Annotated in this window: 17 protein-coding genes; 10 read left to right on the forward strand and 7 right to left on the reverse strand. The window is 41.4% G+C overall.

What is annotated here, in order from left to right; all coding sequences use genetic code 11:
• The gene (locus BIW53_RS12810) at nt 1-486 is read left to right on the forward strand and encodes an FKBP-type peptidyl-prolyl cis-trans isomerase (protein ID WP_070992411.1); all 486 of its coding nucleotides are present in this window, start codon (nt 1-3) and stop codon (nt 484-486) included.
• 17 nt (nt 487-503) lie between these two features.
• On the opposite strand, the gene BIW53_RS12815 is transcribed toward BIW53_RS12810, so the two are convergent.
• From BIW53_RS12815 to BIW53_RS12825, 3 genes are read right to left on the reverse strand one after another with little or no spacing between them, the layout of a single operon-like run.
• Nucleotides 504-944, reverse strand: a complete 441-nt coding sequence (locus BIW53_RS12815; RefSeq protein WP_070992412.1) for a hypothetical protein — start codon at nt 942-944, stop codon at nt 504-506.
• 11 nt (nt 945-955) lie between these two features.
• A complete protein-coding gene (locus tag BIW53_RS12820) occupies nt 956-1,780 on the reverse strand; it encodes a DUF481 domain-containing protein (protein WP_070992413.1) in 825 nt (274 codons plus the stop codon).
• Nucleotides 1,781-1,806: 26 nt separating this feature from the next.
• On the reverse strand, nt 1,807-2,130 hold the full coding sequence (locus tag BIW53_RS12825) for an HI1450 family dsDNA-mimic protein (RefSeq protein ID WP_070992414.1): 324 nt from the start codon (nt 2,128-2,130) through the stop codon (nt 1,807-1,809).
• Between the two features lie 164 nt (nt 2,131-2,294).
• On the opposite strand from BIW53_RS12825, the gene BIW53_RS12830 reads away from it, so the two are divergent.
• The 4 genes from BIW53_RS12830 to BIW53_RS12845 are packed head-to-tail and all read left to right on the forward strand — an operon-like array spanning nt 2,295 to nt 5,042.
• Nucleotides 2,295-3,086, forward strand: a complete 792-nt coding sequence (locus tag BIW53_RS12830) for a crotonase/enoyl-CoA hydratase family protein (RefSeq protein WP_070992415.1) — start codon at nt 2,295-2,297, stop codon at nt 3,084-3,086.
• Between the two features lie 34 nt (nt 3,087-3,120).
• The gene (locus tag BIW53_RS12835; protein ID WP_084228155.1) at nt 3,121-3,516 is read left to right on the forward strand and encodes a CidA/LrgA family protein; all 396 of its coding nucleotides are present in this window, start codon (nt 3,121-3,123) and stop codon (nt 3,514-3,516) included.
• Entirely contained in the window at nt 3,509-4,198 is a 690-nt protein-coding gene (locus tag BIW53_RS12840; RefSeq protein WP_070992416.1) for an LrgB family protein, read from the forward strand. The genes BIW53_RS12835 and BIW53_RS12840 overlap by 8 nt, the downstream gene beginning before the upstream one ends.
• 28 nt (nt 4,199-4,226) lie before the next feature.
• The gene (locus BIW53_RS12845; RefSeq protein WP_415839080.1) at nt 4,227-5,042 is read left to right on the forward strand and encodes a mechanosensitive ion channel family protein; all 816 of its coding nucleotides are present in this window, start codon (nt 4,227-4,229) and stop codon (nt 5,040-5,042) included.
• A 52-nt stretch (nt 5,043-5,094) separates the two neighbouring features.
• On the opposite strand, the gene BIW53_RS12850 is transcribed toward BIW53_RS12845, so the two are convergent.
• From BIW53_RS12850 to cysS, 3 genes are all read right to left on the reverse strand, one after another.
• Nucleotides 5,095-5,550 carry a hypothetical protein gene (locus BIW53_RS12850; RefSeq protein WP_070992418.1) on the reverse strand — a complete coding sequence of 152 codons (456 nt, stop codon included), beginning with the start codon at nt 5,548-5,550 and terminating at the stop codon, nt 5,095-5,097.
• Between the two features lie 247 nt (nt 5,551-5,797).
• Nucleotides 5,798-6,664 (reverse strand): mechanosensitive ion channel family protein, encoded by an 867-nt coding sequence (locus tag BIW53_RS12855; RefSeq protein WP_070992419.1) that lies wholly within the window; start codon nt 6,662-6,664, stop codon nt 5,798-5,800.
• 80 nt (nt 6,665-6,744) lie between these two features.
• Nucleotides 6,745-8,124: a cysteine--tRNA ligase gene (gene cysS, locus BIW53_RS12860; protein ID WP_070992420.1), complete on the reverse strand. Its 1,380-nt coding sequence runs from the start codon at nt 8,122-8,124 to the stop codon at nt 6,745-6,747.
• A 202-nt stretch (nt 8,125-8,326) separates the two neighbouring features.
• On the opposite strand from cysS, the gene BIW53_RS12865 reads away from it, so the two are divergent.
• Nucleotides 8,327-8,818 (forward strand): peptidylprolyl isomerase, encoded by a 492-nt coding sequence (locus tag BIW53_RS12865; RefSeq protein ID WP_070992421.1) that lies wholly within the window; start codon nt 8,327-8,329, stop codon nt 8,816-8,818.
• Between the two features lie 51 nt (nt 8,819-8,869).
• Nucleotides 8,870-9,604, forward strand: a complete 735-nt coding sequence (locus BIW53_RS12870; protein WP_070992422.1) for a UDP-2,3-diacylglucosamine diphosphatase — start codon at nt 8,870-8,872, stop codon at nt 9,602-9,604.
• 45 nt (nt 9,605-9,649) lie between these two features.
• On the opposite strand, the gene miaE is transcribed toward BIW53_RS12870, so the two are convergent.
• Nucleotides 9,650-10,414, reverse strand: a complete 765-nt coding sequence (gene miaE, locus BIW53_RS12875) for a tRNA isopentenyl-2-thiomethyl-A-37 hydroxylase MiaE (protein ID WP_084228156.1) — start codon at nt 10,412-10,414, stop codon at nt 9,650-9,652.
• Between the two features lie 459 nt (nt 10,415-10,873).
• Here miaE and BIW53_RS12880 point away from each other — a divergent pair, with 459 nt between their 5' ends.
• The 3 genes from BIW53_RS12880 to BIW53_RS12890 all read left to right on the forward strand — a co-directional run bounded on the left by BIW53_RS12880 (nt 10,874) and on the right by BIW53_RS12890 (nt 15,514).
• Nucleotides 10,874-11,473: a Yip1 family protein gene (locus tag BIW53_RS12880; protein ID WP_070992424.1), complete on the forward strand. Its 600-nt coding sequence runs from the start codon at nt 10,874-10,876 to the stop codon at nt 11,471-11,473.
• Between the two features lie 205 nt (nt 11,474-11,678).
• On the forward strand, nt 11,679-13,055 hold the full coding sequence (locus tag BIW53_RS12885) for an alpha-xenorhabdolysin family binary toxin subunit A (RefSeq protein WP_070992425.1): 1,377 nt from the start codon (nt 11,679-11,681) through the stop codon (nt 13,053-13,055).
• Nucleotides 13,056-13,126: 71 nt separating this feature from the next.
• Nucleotides 13,127-15,514 carry a hypothetical protein gene (locus tag BIW53_RS12890; protein WP_070992426.1) on the forward strand — a complete coding sequence of 796 codons (2,388 nt, stop codon included), beginning with the start codon at nt 13,127-13,129 and terminating at the stop codon, nt 15,512-15,514.
• Nucleotides 15,515-15,555: the final 41 nt, after the last annotated feature.

Below are 15,555 nucleotides of genomic sequence, written 5' to 3' on the forward strand. Positions count from 1 at the left end.
ATGAAAATCGCACCAAATAAAGTGGTAAGCATGCATTACTCTGTTTTAGATAATGACAACAACACCATAGACAATACATTTGATGGTGAACCACTGGTGTTTATCGTAGGTACTGGCTATTTAATTTCAGGCCTAGAAAATGCGTTGATTGACAAGCAAGCGGGTGACAAAATCAGCGTAACCGTAGACCCTGAACAGGGTTACGGTGAACGCCATGATAACCTCATGCAAGCTGTACCAAAGTCAATGTTTGAAGGTATGGAAATTGAGGTTGGTATGCAGTTTCGCGCAACCACTGACGATGGTGATCAAATGGTTATGATCATTGATATACAAGATGATGAGGTGGTCGTTGATGGCAACCACCCGCTATCTGGGATCACGCTCAATTTTGACGTTGAGATCCTTGACGTTCGCGATGCTACAGAAGATGAACTGGCTCATGGCCATGTTCATGGTGAAGGTGGTTGTGGTCACGACCACTAACGACATAATTGCAAGCGCTAATCGGCGCTTGCAATTTTTTCACTTAACGCGCTCAACAGATTAGTCTGATCATTCGTGCCCAATCTATACTTCATGCCATCGGGTAAACATACCTCTATCGCAGAAAAACCTGATGCGGAATAAACCCACCCGTCGTTGGTAATTCTCATCCCTACCCCATGACGAAACGAATTAGTAACCCCTTTGATTTCAGTAATATCATCAAAAAATAGCGTTTTTTTCGCAATTCCCGGACCAAACCACCAACTAAGCGTACGCTGTTCCTTGTCCACTTCAATGGTTAACGCATAGAATGTGCAACACAACAAGCCTAGAATAACGGCAAAAACCAACACCATTACGTTATATCCAAGCAACCACGTTGCCATTATTAAAAAACTCGCAATCCAAGCTAATATTGCCATAATTGCCCATGCAAATTGAGTATGTCGGTACATAACCTTCCTCTTTAAAAACTGTATACCAAAGTAGCGCCAAGTTCTGTATCTGTTTTCAGTTTACCTTCTTCTGGCTGAGAATTATAACGGTAGGTGTAAGATACCTTCAACGACACACCACCCAAAACCTGACTCACAATCGCCGTTTCGCTCACCATACGATCGTTTAATCCAGAAAGAGATATTTCCATACTCATATCGTGATTAAAGCGGGTCCGCTTAGAAATGCTCCGCTCCCATTGTAAAGCCAAACGCAACAAATGACCCTGCTGCAACCGTGACTGGCCTTTGGCTAACGTTGTTTTTTCATCCGTTCTCGACAAATACAAACCAGGTCCAATATCAAAATCAACTGTATTCTTACGTCCCTCAAAAAGTCGATTACCATAACCAATGGCTACCGTCGTAGTATAATCTTTGCCACTGAACTTATCGTTTGAGTAATCTCCGTAAATGAAGAAGGATTCATTGTCCTGACCGACCTTATAGTTCCCTTGAGCTGCAACAAAGTATCTTGAAGCCGTCACTTCGTTGTGCCCCGTGTCACTATCGGTATCCTCACGATACAACGCATCAATCTTGAATTGATTGCGCCATAGAGTAAAATCTTGATATACGTTACTTTTTAACTTAAACGCTGTGTTCTGAGAATTGCCCTTGTTAGCAATTAGGCCAAATTCAACATCCCCATAAAGTAAATCCCCAACATGCAGTTTATGAATTTCATCATCTGAAACTTCACCATACTGATGAAAATCTTCAAAAGGGTCAGCACTAAAGCCATACGGAACCCAAATCAGACTAAAAACAAAAATACAGGCTTTGAAGTATTGCACTACTTAACAACAACTCTTAGAAATAGTTATTCAGAACCGTTTTGCTTCCACAAAACATGACAAAATGGTGCATCCAGATCACGACTGATCAGTATTTTTGCGAAAACCTCATCACCGTCTTCGTACTCAATACCAATAAGTACTTGGACAAAATGCTCAGGCTCAATTTCCAGCGAAACGAAATCTTGCCAACTGTCATCTGGCTCGCTATCTTCGATAAAACCGTAATCCTCATAATGCAGATTAAATTGTTCAATATCTTGCTCTGATAAATTATCTGGCGCTAATTGCTGGAATATTTCATATGCTTGATGTGCGATTTCTTCAACGCTACATAAACGGGCTGACATGTTAGACGTACTCATTATTAATGCATTAATCGTTATGATAGCAAAACCTCAAAATTAAAGGCTATGGAGTTTCGTTAAATGGGCGAATTTCTATGCTGAAATTATTGTCGTTAGAATATAAACTCTAATTCAAGTACTTATAATAAAGAGAACAGGATGCCAAAATGCTAACTCTAGAATACCGCGGTGATGTGGCATGGCTAACGCTTAGTCGCCCAGAAAAGCAGAATGCACTTACTTTCGAGATGTTTGTTGCTATTGACCGTGCTATCAAACAGCTTGCTAAAAACCGTCAGTTAAGAGCCGTCGTACTTCAAGGTGCAGGTGAGAATTTTTGTTCTGGTCTGGATGTAAAGTCTGTCATGAAAAAGCCTTTGGCCATTTTCAAGTTGCTGTTTAAATGGTTACCCGGCAATGCAAACCTAGCACAAAGAGTTTGCCTAGGCTGGCGTAATCTGCCTGTACCAGTTATTGCATTAATTGATGGTAATTGCTTTGGTGGGGGTATGCATATTGCTCTAGGTGCTGACTATCGCATTGCCACACCCCGCGCCAAGCTCGCTATTATGGAGTCTCGCTGGGGGCTGTGCCCAGATATGGGCTCAGGTCCACTGCTACCCAATACAATTCGCTATGACCAAGCGCTCATGCTTGCCTGTTTAGCGACGCCTGTGAATAGTCAAGAGGCGCAGAGTCTCGGTTTAATATCCGTAGTGAGTGAAGACTTACATTTTGAATGCGAGAAGTTACTGTCGCAATTACTGACCCGCTCTCCCGATGCACTAGCCGCAATAAAAGCAAATAACCAAGTAGCCTATCGACAGAATCGCAGAGCAACACTTGCAAAAGAAACATATTCCCAAATACGACTGTTATTAAGCAAAAATACTAGAATCGCGATGCATAATGCCACCTGTGAAGATCACAAGCCTTATCAACAACGTGCCAAATGGTAAATCAGTACAATTGAGGTATCCTTGCTGGTCAATTATGATTGTCAGCAAGTCACACCTATCTGCGGAGAGTAATTTGTTAACTATCTCAAGGTTTTGTACAGCACTGGCACTGTTACTTATGTGTTTATTTAGCGCTAAGCTACTTAGCTCTTGGCTGCAATTATCGATACCAGCACCGCTTATCGGTATGGCTCTGATGTTTTTATTACTAAGCTCAAACCTATTAAAGCCACAATGGTTAGCCCCAGCTTGTGCACCCATTTTAAAATACATGGCACTTTTTTTTATTCCAGCTGGTGTCGGTATCGTGCAATACACCTCACTGCTAAGCACTCATTGGCCACTGCTACTGAGTGTATTAACTCTAGTGCCACTTACTGGGTTATGCTTGGTAGGGTGGCTCGCTAAAAAAGTGGCCTTTTATGATTAGTTCACTGTTTGTATGTGCCTTGATCTGCATACTTTTCGTACTCTTGCGCAAGTTATCTGCGAAGTACCAAACACCAATTTTTAATCCGCTATTACTCTGTATTGTAGTGATAAGTACATGGTTATTAACATTTGATGTTAACTACCATGATTTCTTCCAAGCGGCACAACCAATACATTTTTTTCTCGAAGTTGCAGTCGTCGCACTAGCCTACCCTTTGTACACCCAGTTTCGCAGCATTAAGCATTATTTTTTGCCACTCGTGGCTTGCAGCTTTGTAGGCGTAACCTGCGCTACTTTAGTTGCTTTTTTGCTTTGTCAGTTATATTCCGCCGATGCACAACTAAGTGCTTCATTAGCAGCACTGTCTGTCACTACCCCCATCACACTGCTGATCAGTGAAAGTTTGGGTGGCATGACTGCCATCGCCGCTATCATGGTGATCCTTGTCGGGATATTTGGAGGCATATTTGGCTTGACTATACTGACCCAGTTAAATGTTGTGCATCCACAGGCAAAAGGCATTGCGTTAGGTGTCTCTTGCCATGCAATTGGCACCGCAAGTGCGTTAGAATATCACCCAGCAGCCGGAGCTTACGCCTCTGCTGCAATGACTATTAGCGCTGTGGTGACCGCTGTGTGGGTTCCACCTTTTTACCATTGGCTTATTACACTCTCATAAAAGGATGCTTATTTTGATTGAACAAGAGATGAAACAGTTTGAACACTATTTCAATCTGCTCAGAGACTATCTAGTCACCTACAGTATGCAAGTATTGGGCGCCCTTATCATTTTATTACTCGGGCTATGGATATCTAATCGTATCTCAAAAATGGTTGAAGCGCTCATGCAGCGCCATCAAATAGATGTTACTTTAACTAACTTTATCAGTAATTTAGTTAAAGTTTTACTGATTGTAATGTTCGTTATTATAGCTCTTGGCAAAGTTGGAATAAGTGTTACTCCTTTTGTTGCGGCAATTGGTGCTGCTTCATTGGGTGCCGGCTTAGCACTGCAAGGCATGTTATCAAACTATGGTTCCGGGCTTGCTATTATTGCTACCCGCCCTTTTATCGTCGGAGATACCATCCAAATTAAGGGAGTCAGTGGCCAAGTTAAAAAAATTGAACTGGGACACACCATTTTGGTTAATGAAGAAAAAGTAGCAATTACTATTCCCAACAAACACATCATAGGTGAAATATTACATAACTCGTTTGAATACTCGCTTGTAAAAGGTGAAATAGGTATTGCTTATAGTGCTTGTAGCGATACAGCAATAAGTGAAATCGTCGCAGTTATTTTAGCCAATGAACAAGTTGCAAAAAGCCCTCAGCCACAAGTTGGTATCGAGCACTTCGGCGATAGTGCTGTGATCATCAGCTATCGTTTTTGGGTGCCGACCACGCAAATTATTGAAACCAAACTCGCTATCAATAAGCAAGTTTACAGCGCTATTAAAGCTGCTGAAATAGAAATACCATTCCCACAACGAGTTATCACATTAAAAAAAGAACATGAATAAAAAAGAAAAGGCACCTTGCGGTGCCTAATAGGTTGGGAATTCTTTTTAGCTGCTAGTAAACCAAAGTGCTTGCAAGTGCTCTAGCTGCGTCATGATCAGACATCATACGGCACAATAACTCTTGGGCACTCACAGACTCCTGAAACAATTCATTTTCTTCTAGGAAAAATGTCATTGACGGGCCTCTGCGAACCACGATAAACATGGGTAAAATGCTATGGCCTTGAGCCTTAAGCGCATCGACGACCGCTAATTCTTGCTCGCTCAAACTACAATCGAAGCTATCATGACTCGTGAGGGCAAACTCAGATACTTCTCTACAAATAAGGATAGTTTCGGCATCTCGAAATGGACTTTTACGCCGAGCATATAGACAAAACTGGACCCCGCTACGCGCCATAGTCCTGAATGTAAACACCTTGCTGCAAAGGTGACTGAGCCCGTTATTCATGGCGTCAATAAAGGTAGCCGTATGATCAAAATCAAACTTCACTACACCATCAGCCATAGGCTTAATCACTCAGTTAAATTACACTAATTTAACTATAATGCTAATTTCATTTTATGCAAAATTAATATTTACATGATGACAACTTTAATCTCAAAAAAGTTAAACATAAGACTAGAGCTGTTTATTCAAATGATACCTAAAACAAAGATTTATTAAAAAACTGTTCATTATAACAACAAACTCGAGACTTATTATCCCCACTTCTGCGATGCACGAGATTTCATCAACACCCCTTATTATTTAGTTATTCTGCACAATCTTTTATATCAACCGTTGACCGTATATGTATATCCCGCTGTGGAAATGGGATTTCAATACCATATTTGCGAAGTGCATCGTCAATAGCCCATAAGTAATCTGAGACCAACGCAGTAGGACGTTTCACTTGCTCAGGTTGCACCCACACACCCAAAGTGAAATTTAAGCTACTATCCCCAAAGCCAGTCATCCATACAGTAGGCTCCCTGCCGACACTGCTCAATGTATATGGCACGTTATCAGCAGCTTCTAGCACTGCTTGCTTGACCAATTCCTTATCACTGCCATATGCCACTGAAAATGAGATACGAAACCGCCTCACCTTCTCGGCTAATGTCCAATTTGTCACCAGCCCAGATACCAATTCAGCATTAGGTATTAGGATATCGACGTTATCGTTGGTTCTTATCAAGGTCGCGCGCATATAAATCGCCATTACCTCGCCAACAAGGTCATTGGACAGCTCCACAAAATCCCCTACTTTGACGGTCTTTTCTAGTAGTAATACCAGTCCGGACACAAAGTTGTTCACCATGCCTTGCAAACCAAGACCAATCCCAACTCCGAGCGCACTAGCAATCAAAGCAAGCTCGGTCATCTCCATCCCCAAAGCGGTCAGTGCGATGATAAAACCAATAAACAAAACGATATAATGAATAATACGACCTATAACATAAGCAGAAGTATGAGCTATCACTCCCTGGCGCATGGCTAAACGCTGAAACGCTGCTCGCAGCACACGTGATAAAACGAAAGTCACAATTATCACCACAAAAAATGATAACAACTCCCCCACTAGCAAAGAAAAATTGCCAACTTTTATCAACTCTTGATCCAGCCAACTCATATCCATTTATTTTTCCTCAAAAAAAAACGCCACACTTTTGAGTGTGGCGTTTACATTTAAAATTCGCAACTTATTTGCTTGGTGACTTAAGCCTTACGCCAAGTGGTTTTCCCAGCGCTATCTTCTAGCACCACGCCCAATGCATTTAGTGCATCACGAGCTTCGTCGGCGGCGGCCCAATCTTTGTTTGCTCGAGCTTCATTTCGCTGAGTAATGAGGGCTTCAATTTTTGCCACTTCGTCGTTATCTTGCTCACCCTGTAAAAAACGCTCTGGGTTTTGCTGAGCAATGCCTAACACGCTTGCCAATTGAACCAGCACATAAGCGTGCTCACCCGCCGTGTTTAGATCTTTATCTTTTAGAAGGTTTACTTCCTTCGCTAATTCAAAAATCACCGGCAGCGCTTCTGGAGTATTAAAGTCATCATTCATTGCCGCTTCAAAACGTTTAGCGTACTCATTCCCTTCAAGAGCCACTTCGACTAACTCTACACCACGTAACGCCGTGTAAATACGCTCCAGTGACGAGCGAGCTTGCTCTAAGTTCTCTTGTGAGTAATTTAACTGACTACGGTAGTGACCATTGATCAAAAAGTAACGAACCGTTTCGCGGTCATATTGCTTCAACACCTCACGTACAGTAAAAAAGTTGCCCAGAGACTTAGACATCTTTTCTTTATTTACCTGCACCATACCAGTATGGATCCACGTATTCACATACTTACCATTATTGGCACAACATGACTGCGCGATTTCATTTTCGTGATGTGGAAATTGCAGATCAGAGCCACCACCGTGAATATCAAAAAACTCCCCGAGGTGTTTTGAGCTCATCGCACTACATTCAATATGCCAACCAGGTCGACCCTCACCCCAAGGTGATTGCCAAGCAGGTTCACCAGCTTTGGCTTTTTTCCACAACACAAAATCTAATGGGTCATCTTTATCTTGCGCCACTTCAACACGCGCACCAGCTTGTAGCATATCTAAGTCTTGCTGTGATAATTGACCGTATTGCTCAAAAGTCGACACATCAAATAGCACATCACCACTGCCCGAAACGTAAGCGTGGCCTTTAGCGATAAGTGTTTCTATCATCGCTATAATTTCATCCATATGACCCGTTACCGTTGGCTCAATATCAGCAGGAAGAATATTCAGCGCGTCGAAATCTTCGTGCATGGCCTTGGTCATACGTACCGTTAAATCATTAATTTCTTCTTTGTTTTCGCCAGCGCGCTTAATGATTTTGTCATCGACGTCAGTAATGTTACGTACGTAGGTTACGTCATAACCAAGATAACGTAAGTAACGATTCATTACATCAAATGACACATACGTACGTGCATGGCCTACATGGCAGAAATCATAAATGGTGATACCACACACATACATGTCGACTTTGCCTTCGACGAGAGGTTTAAATGGCGCTTTTTGGCGAGTAAGTGTGTTGTATATCTGCAACATGTAGTGTTATTCCTAAACAAAATAGACATGAAACGTAATGATAACACTTGGCCCGTCACCACTCTATACCCAATTCGCTGCAATTTTCCCAAATATAGAACATTTTGGCGAATACACGATTAAATCCTTCTGGAAAATTGTCAGACAAGGCGATTCTGCTATAGAATAGCCTCTTTTATATATTAATGATTAGGAAGCCGAAATGGTTGTTCTACACACTAACTTTGGTGAAATCAGCATTGAATTATTCGCTGAAGACGCACCTAAAACAGTTGAAAACTTTTTAAACTACGCAAAGTCAGGCTTTTACGATGGCACGATTTTTCACCGTGTTATCGATGGATTCATGGTCCAAGGCGGTGGTTTCGCACCTGGTATGGAGCAAAAGTCAGTTCAAGCGCCAATTGAAAATGAAGCGAACAACGGCTTGAGCAATAAGGTTGGTACGCTAGCAATGGCACGTACACCGGATCCACACTCAGCGACGGCTCAGTTTTTTATCAACGTTAACGATAACGACTTCCTAAACTTCAGTAGCGAAACGTCACAAGGCTGGGGCTATTGTGTATTCGCTAAAGTGGTTGAAGGCATGGATGTGGTTAACAAGATCAAATCTGTCGCAACTGGTTCATCTGGCTTCCACCAAGATGTACCTCTTGAAGATGTGATCATCGAAAAAGTAACCGTTGCCTAACCCCTAAGGTGTTTAAGCGGGCTTAGTCCCGCTTTACCTACAAAGAAGCTCATGCGTAAAACCTATTTTATCTCCGACCTACATCTAAGCGAAGATCACCCTGCCATCACAGAGGCATTCTACGAGTTTTTATCGGTGCACATGAACCACGATGTTGATGCACTATATATCCTTGGGGACTTTTTTGAGGTTTGGATAGGAGATGATGAACATTCTGCGCTTGCCCAAGAAGTTGCCCAAAAACTGGCCGCTTTGCAAAAACTGGGGATCCGTACTTATTTCATACATGGCAATCGAGATTTTTTATTAGGAAAACGCTACGCCAAGCAAGCTGGGATGACCTTATTGCCTGAGCAGTGTGTCATTGACTTATACGGCACACCCACCGTCATTTTACATGGCGATGAAATGTGCATTGAAGACATTGCCTATCAAAAATTTCGTAAAAAAAGCCGTGGTTGGTGGTGGCCAAAATTGATTTTGTCCTTACCTTTGAGCGTTCGCCGTAAAATTGCTCGTGATGCAAGAGCCAAAAGTAAAGCCAACCAAATGGGTAAAGCCGCAGAAATTTTAGATGTGACAACCAGCGCCGTTTTAGAGATGTTCAAGCGTCATAATGTAGCACATATGATCCACGGTCATACCCATCGCCCTGACATACACCAATACGAGCATGAAGGTAACACTTTGACTCGCACCGTATTGGGAGACTGGTATAGCCAAAGTGCTTACTTAGTGGTGAATGAATTAGGCGAGCAAACGCTAGTTAAAGATCAAACTGCGTAGCGCTCTGATCTCCTTTCTATCACTTCTCAGATACCTGCCCTATCCTCATGAACAGGCAGGCAAACCACTGTGAAACTTAAAGTCTTCATCTGGCGTTGCGATAAGCTCAGCTTCAACCTTACCAAAATAAACAACGCGCTCCGTGATATCAAACTCACTGATCTCTTGTGCCAATGTTAAGTAATCTTGATAGTGACGTGCTTCAGAGCGCAGCAATGAGATATAAAAATCCCCAAGGCGCTTATCAACGTGTGGTGCAAGTTTAGCAAAACGTTCACACGAGCGAGCTTCGATGTAAGCCCCGACAATTAACTTATCAACCAACGCGTCAGGCTCATAGGTTTTAACGTGTCTGAGCATGCCTTTTGCGTAACGACATGGCGTGATACTTTGATAATCAATTCCATATTCGTCCATGATCTCTAAGACTTGGTAAAAGTGGTGTAACTCTTCTTTGATCAGCATCACCATTTTATCAATCAATTCTTGCCCATAAGGCGTATTTGATTTTGGGATCATCGACTTGGTAAGTTTATTCTTATCCGCTAAGTCACGCCAATTCCCTTCGCGCTTATAGATGAGCGTTTCAAACGGTTTTAACCACTCAAGTAACGCATCTCCACTGTCTTTATCAACCGCATATTTGCGAATTAAAAACATGGCTGATTGGGCAGCCTTTAGTTCACATATTAAATGATCTATCAGTACGACTGGCAGGTTTTCTTCTTTTACGGCTGCTTCGATCCATTCGTTGGGCGTTTCACAGCCCAAAAATTCTTTGATCGGTTCTAATAATTCTTCCAATTTTATATCTCTACATAAGTAACTGTTTTTAATCAGCTACTGAAAGTCTCAATATCAATCTGGAGGCCATTCTACCATAAACAATCATGAACTGACTTAACTGGGATCAATTTCATATCACAGCACTATCACGACGATTATAGTTACATCACTGTATGCAGCTAAACTGTTGTTGATACTCGGATGTCATGATTCTGCTCTACCGTTAGCGATAGTTTTGTTCACTTGCCGGGGTTGATACCTGATAACAAAAGTATATGAAAAGTGGCTTATGTAACAAATCTGCATGAACCAAAAGCTTTAAGTACAATCAGAGTTTTTACGCCAAATTAGTTGATTTTGATCAATTCTGAACATTTCAATTAGACAAAAGTTTAACCTATTCTTGACAAAAATCAGACCGTCTCTCATAACTAAACAGGTACTGTATAAAAATAACACAACAAATTTTATGAGGGACAGGTTATGATCCTTAATCATTTATGGGGCTTATATGCTCACCCACTCGAAGAGTGGCAAACCATCGACAATCGTCACGAAAGCATCAAATATAGTTTATCTCACATCGCCCTGATAGCGCTTATTCCAAGCATTATGGGGTATTATTCATCGGTTCACTTAGGTTGGAAAATCGGCGCGGGAGACGCCGTCTATCTAACCCATGATAGCGCCCTACTGATTGGTGTTGCTATGTATTGCGCCTTAATCGTGGGCATTTTTGCACTGTCTTATCTGTCACATTGGATGGCGGTAACTTTTGGCGCTAAACCCACGTTTACACAAACATTAGAGTTATCTGCTTACACTGCAACGCCCATGTTTATGTCAGCATTTTCAGCCTTCTACCCGGAGCTGTGGTTTGTAGCAAGCGTTGGCCTCATAGCATTGGCTTACTCAGTCTATCTACTCTACACAGGCGTGCCAATTCTCATGCACATTCCTGAGGAGCGCGGCTTTATTTACGCAAGCTCGGTGGTTACCTGTGGCCTCATCCTATTAGTAATCATTTTGGCTGCAACCGCCATTCTATGGACCAACGGCATTATCAGTCCAACCTTTAGCTAATATAATAGCTAACATTCTATGTACTTCATCAGGAAGAGGCGTAAAGCTTCTTCCTGATATACCCTATCACTTACCTACTCCTCCACAGGCCCTTTACCAAATATTATCTTGACCACTTTTAGGGTAATTACCCTATATAGTGCCGCCTGATACTTTGCCATCATAACCTCGTCTTCAACACATTTTGTTAATTCGAGGAACTATCATGAAAATAACCAAACGTTTTTCCATCTCTGTATTAAGTGCAACAATCTTAATGAGCATCAATGGCTATGCTAGCGAATATGTAAAGCCAGGTGAAACCTGTCCGAATGACTTACGTCATGTCACGTTAGAGGAAGTTAAAGAAAATACTCATAAATATTGTGAAATGATTGGCCGCTGGTCAATTGTAAGGATTGGTGATGGTGCATCAATTAGTGGTCGCGGTTACGGATGCCCTGTTTTTGAAAATGACACTCGGGGGATGGGCGAAACAATTTGTACAGATCAACCGATTCTAAACACATTGTCACCAAAAACACTTTTTACAGATGATAAGAACTTTCTTCTGACAGCGGATGAATGGATTGATATTCAAAACTATGTCGCTACCGCCTTCGCCTTACCAACAGATGAGCCTTCTATGAGGCTGCAACTTCATATGCCAACAGACTTGGCATATGACGCAAAATTCCACGCATTAGCCAACCTATATACCCAAGTAAAATCCAATGCTCGAAATTGGCGAGTAGACACCTATCCATCAGCTGTAAACTTAGCGCATAAAATTTATTCATATGCCGGTGATGTGGACGACTATTACGACCCACTAATTGAGGCAATAGATGGCTTTATCCAAAATGATGATGATAGCTCAGCCGAGTTCGCACAATTATTGCTCGCCGAATTAGCTGCAACCGCTGAAGAAAACCAGGCAGAAGCAAAATATGTCTTTGAAAAAATCCAACAATTCTCCGCTAACAACAATCAATACCATGCAGCATTGGTTGGAATGCAAGATGGATTCAAAAAAGATGTTTTAAGTCAGAGGCTTGAGCAGGTTCGTCAGCGACTAGCAAATGCTCATGCGACCCTTAGTGATGTAGAAGATGAGTATCAGCATTATGTCACAGTCGCAGCCACTACTCCGACTTATGCATGGGTACCTTTTTATGGATGGGTTGCGGCCCCAGTAGTGGCTGGGATTTTTGGCTCAAAAGCTGCACAAGCTATGTCTGCAATGCACGATGTAGAAAAAGAAATACATGAGTTAGAGCAATCCGAACGCCACTTAGTGATAACCATTAAAGCTTATGATGCATCGGTTAACAGTCTAAAAAGCACAGATACATCTTTACAAGAAGCCCAACAATCTGTAGCTAAGATTGAGGCACATTGGCAATTCATTGCCAACGATCTAGGCCAAATAGTTCAAGATCTCGATAAAATTAATAGCAACCTCGAAACGCGCAACGCCCTCAAGGCTCGTTTGGCCAAGATCAAATTAGATGGGCGAAATGGCGTGATCAATGATTGGAAAGAAGTTGGCAATAAAGCTTACAAATTTATGGCAAATGCTTACGCCACATATTCCAACTAGCTCAAAACATCCAACTGTAATTAAAAACACGAAGCGGTGGCATTCATGCCACCCCTTAAACTGGGATTGTTATGAAACATCAACATGTAATCAACTCAATACTCGCTGGACTAATCCTGCTTTATGTTTTCACATACTCTCAAGCATATGCACAGTCTTGGGAGCAACGCCACCAGCTTAATACTATTCAGCAACATAATTTTAGGTTTGAAGCCCCTTCAGACGATAGCTACTTTCTCGCTTCTCCTTTGATTGAATTCGATTCACTTTTAAATAGCAATCATTGGAACAACAACAATATTCTATATATTTTGTTAGCCGATACACTCATTATGCCCACTCAGGATATCGACCTAGGTGATAAAATTGTTCTTGTCATTGCACGTGAAGTGATCTCTCCCAACGATGAAACGTTCATCTTATTAGATGGCGAAGAAAGCTCAATGGGTTCGTTCATCAGTTTGCACCAAACTTTTAACGGAGGCTTACAATTTGGCGCTATTTTGCCAAATGGTTCTGATCAATATCACTATTATCAACAAAATACTTCAAACAGTGACAAACTAGGGTTTGAGTACCACTTTAGCAGTGGCAATATCCAGTCTGGATTAGTATCTAATACCTCAGAATATTTAGCATTAATAAGTGACACTCAAGCGGAACAGTTTCACGAGTTCATGAAATTAGCGATGGCAACTTTCGCGCAAAACCAATCACTCAGTATTGAGCAGTTTAATTGGCTCGAGCGAATATTTCACGCAGGACAAGGCATACAAAACAACAATAATTTCTCTCAACTATATCTAGATATCGTCGCTGCTAAGTCATTTTACCAGTCAACATATATGGCAAATCAAATTAATGCTCGCTATGTCCCCAAACTCAACCAGGAGCTATATATTGATGCATTCGATGCGCACGCATCACGCATGCAATACTACCAGCAACAATTTGAACGTTTTACTGACACTGCTAATTCATTTGATGACAAGATCAGTGCAACAAATGCGATGAGAGAACTACATAATGATACCTCTTATGCACACAAGCAGTTCCTCGCGCGAATTCAAAGTAATATTGAGGGACTGATAGCCGACATTCAGGTAAGTCGAGAAACTATATTCAGCCAGCGGCTGTCACTTATCAACGCTCAAACACAGTTCAGTATAGGCTTAACTCGTTGGAAACATGACCAGATTATTGGTGCAATAATAAATGGTCTAAACGCTTCAATGTCTTTTGCAAAGGGTGCTGCAAGTGTTTCCGCAGGAGATCCAAACGGAGCATCAGACATCCTATCGGGTGTTACTTTGGCACAATCAAGTTCGATTTCGTTGGCAAAAGCAATGAAATCACTTAATGGGATGATAGACAACTTAAACGCCATAGAAACTCAATTAAGCAATTTATACAATGAGCTAAATGCTGACTTACAGGTATCTGAAATAACAGAGAAGTTACAAATAATAGAGGCTATCTCAGTAAGTACAGAATTTGATTTGATGCTGTGGGATGCATTTTTATCAGAAGCTTCTATCAACATTCAAACCGCAATTTCAAAAGGTGTTGCTGGAGCATCCAATTATTTAGCTGAATTAAATAAGCTAGTAATTTATAGTAAAGCATTGACACAAATGAAAAATACCATTGCAGTTGAGCAGGCGAGATATTTAGATATACTGCTGATGGACAAAGTTAACCAAAGCCATGCTCAACGTCTTTCACTGCTAATCGATGACTACCAAAAAACGCAGCAAGGGTATGACACATTGGTAGGGCAAATTGAGCGTGAGCTTGAACAGGCCAAACGTCCCTTATTTACCACGCTACAACACTATATCAACGCTTATGAATATTGGAGTTTGCAGCGCTCTGCAATTAATTTATCTTTTGACATGAGTTATGCGGACTTATTGTCATATCGTTCACAAATTGAACAAGATTACCATCAGGCATTAATTGCTTTTCCAAGGTTTCCTCAAACATTTTCTAATATAAAGCTGATTATTGATGATGAAGCTCAAATAGCGCGGTTTAAAGAAACCCGTTCGTTAAACTTTACTGTCCCTTTATCTCAGCCAGAATTTACAGGTTTAAATCGAGTGAGATTAAATAAAGTCAGAGCATGGGTTAAAGGTGAGAATATTCCCTCTGGCACCAAACTAACACTCAATCTACAAAACTCTGGTGTCTATGAAGACAAATACAATAACAATGTATATCGATTTGCAGGCAATGCTACGAAGCGCGGATTTCAATACTACAATTGGGCACAGTATCCAGAAATACTCATTGATGGAGATGTGAGTAACGAGTTTCAATTTGCTTATTTTGAACCTACGCCATTCACTCAATGGCAAATCACATTACCCAGCAACGGGTTAAATCAAAACATTCAAATTCAGGATATTGAGAGCGTAGAGATAGAGTTCTTCGGTAACGCCATTACTCGGTTTTAAACGCTTTGTTTAAATGAACTACTATAGTTAAGTACATGACA

The organism is Pseudoalteromonas byunsanensis, from assembly GCF_001854475.1.
Lineage (GTDB): Bacteria > Pseudomonadota > Gammaproteobacteria > Enterobacterales > Alteromonadaceae > Pseudoalteromonas > Pseudoalteromonas byunsanensis.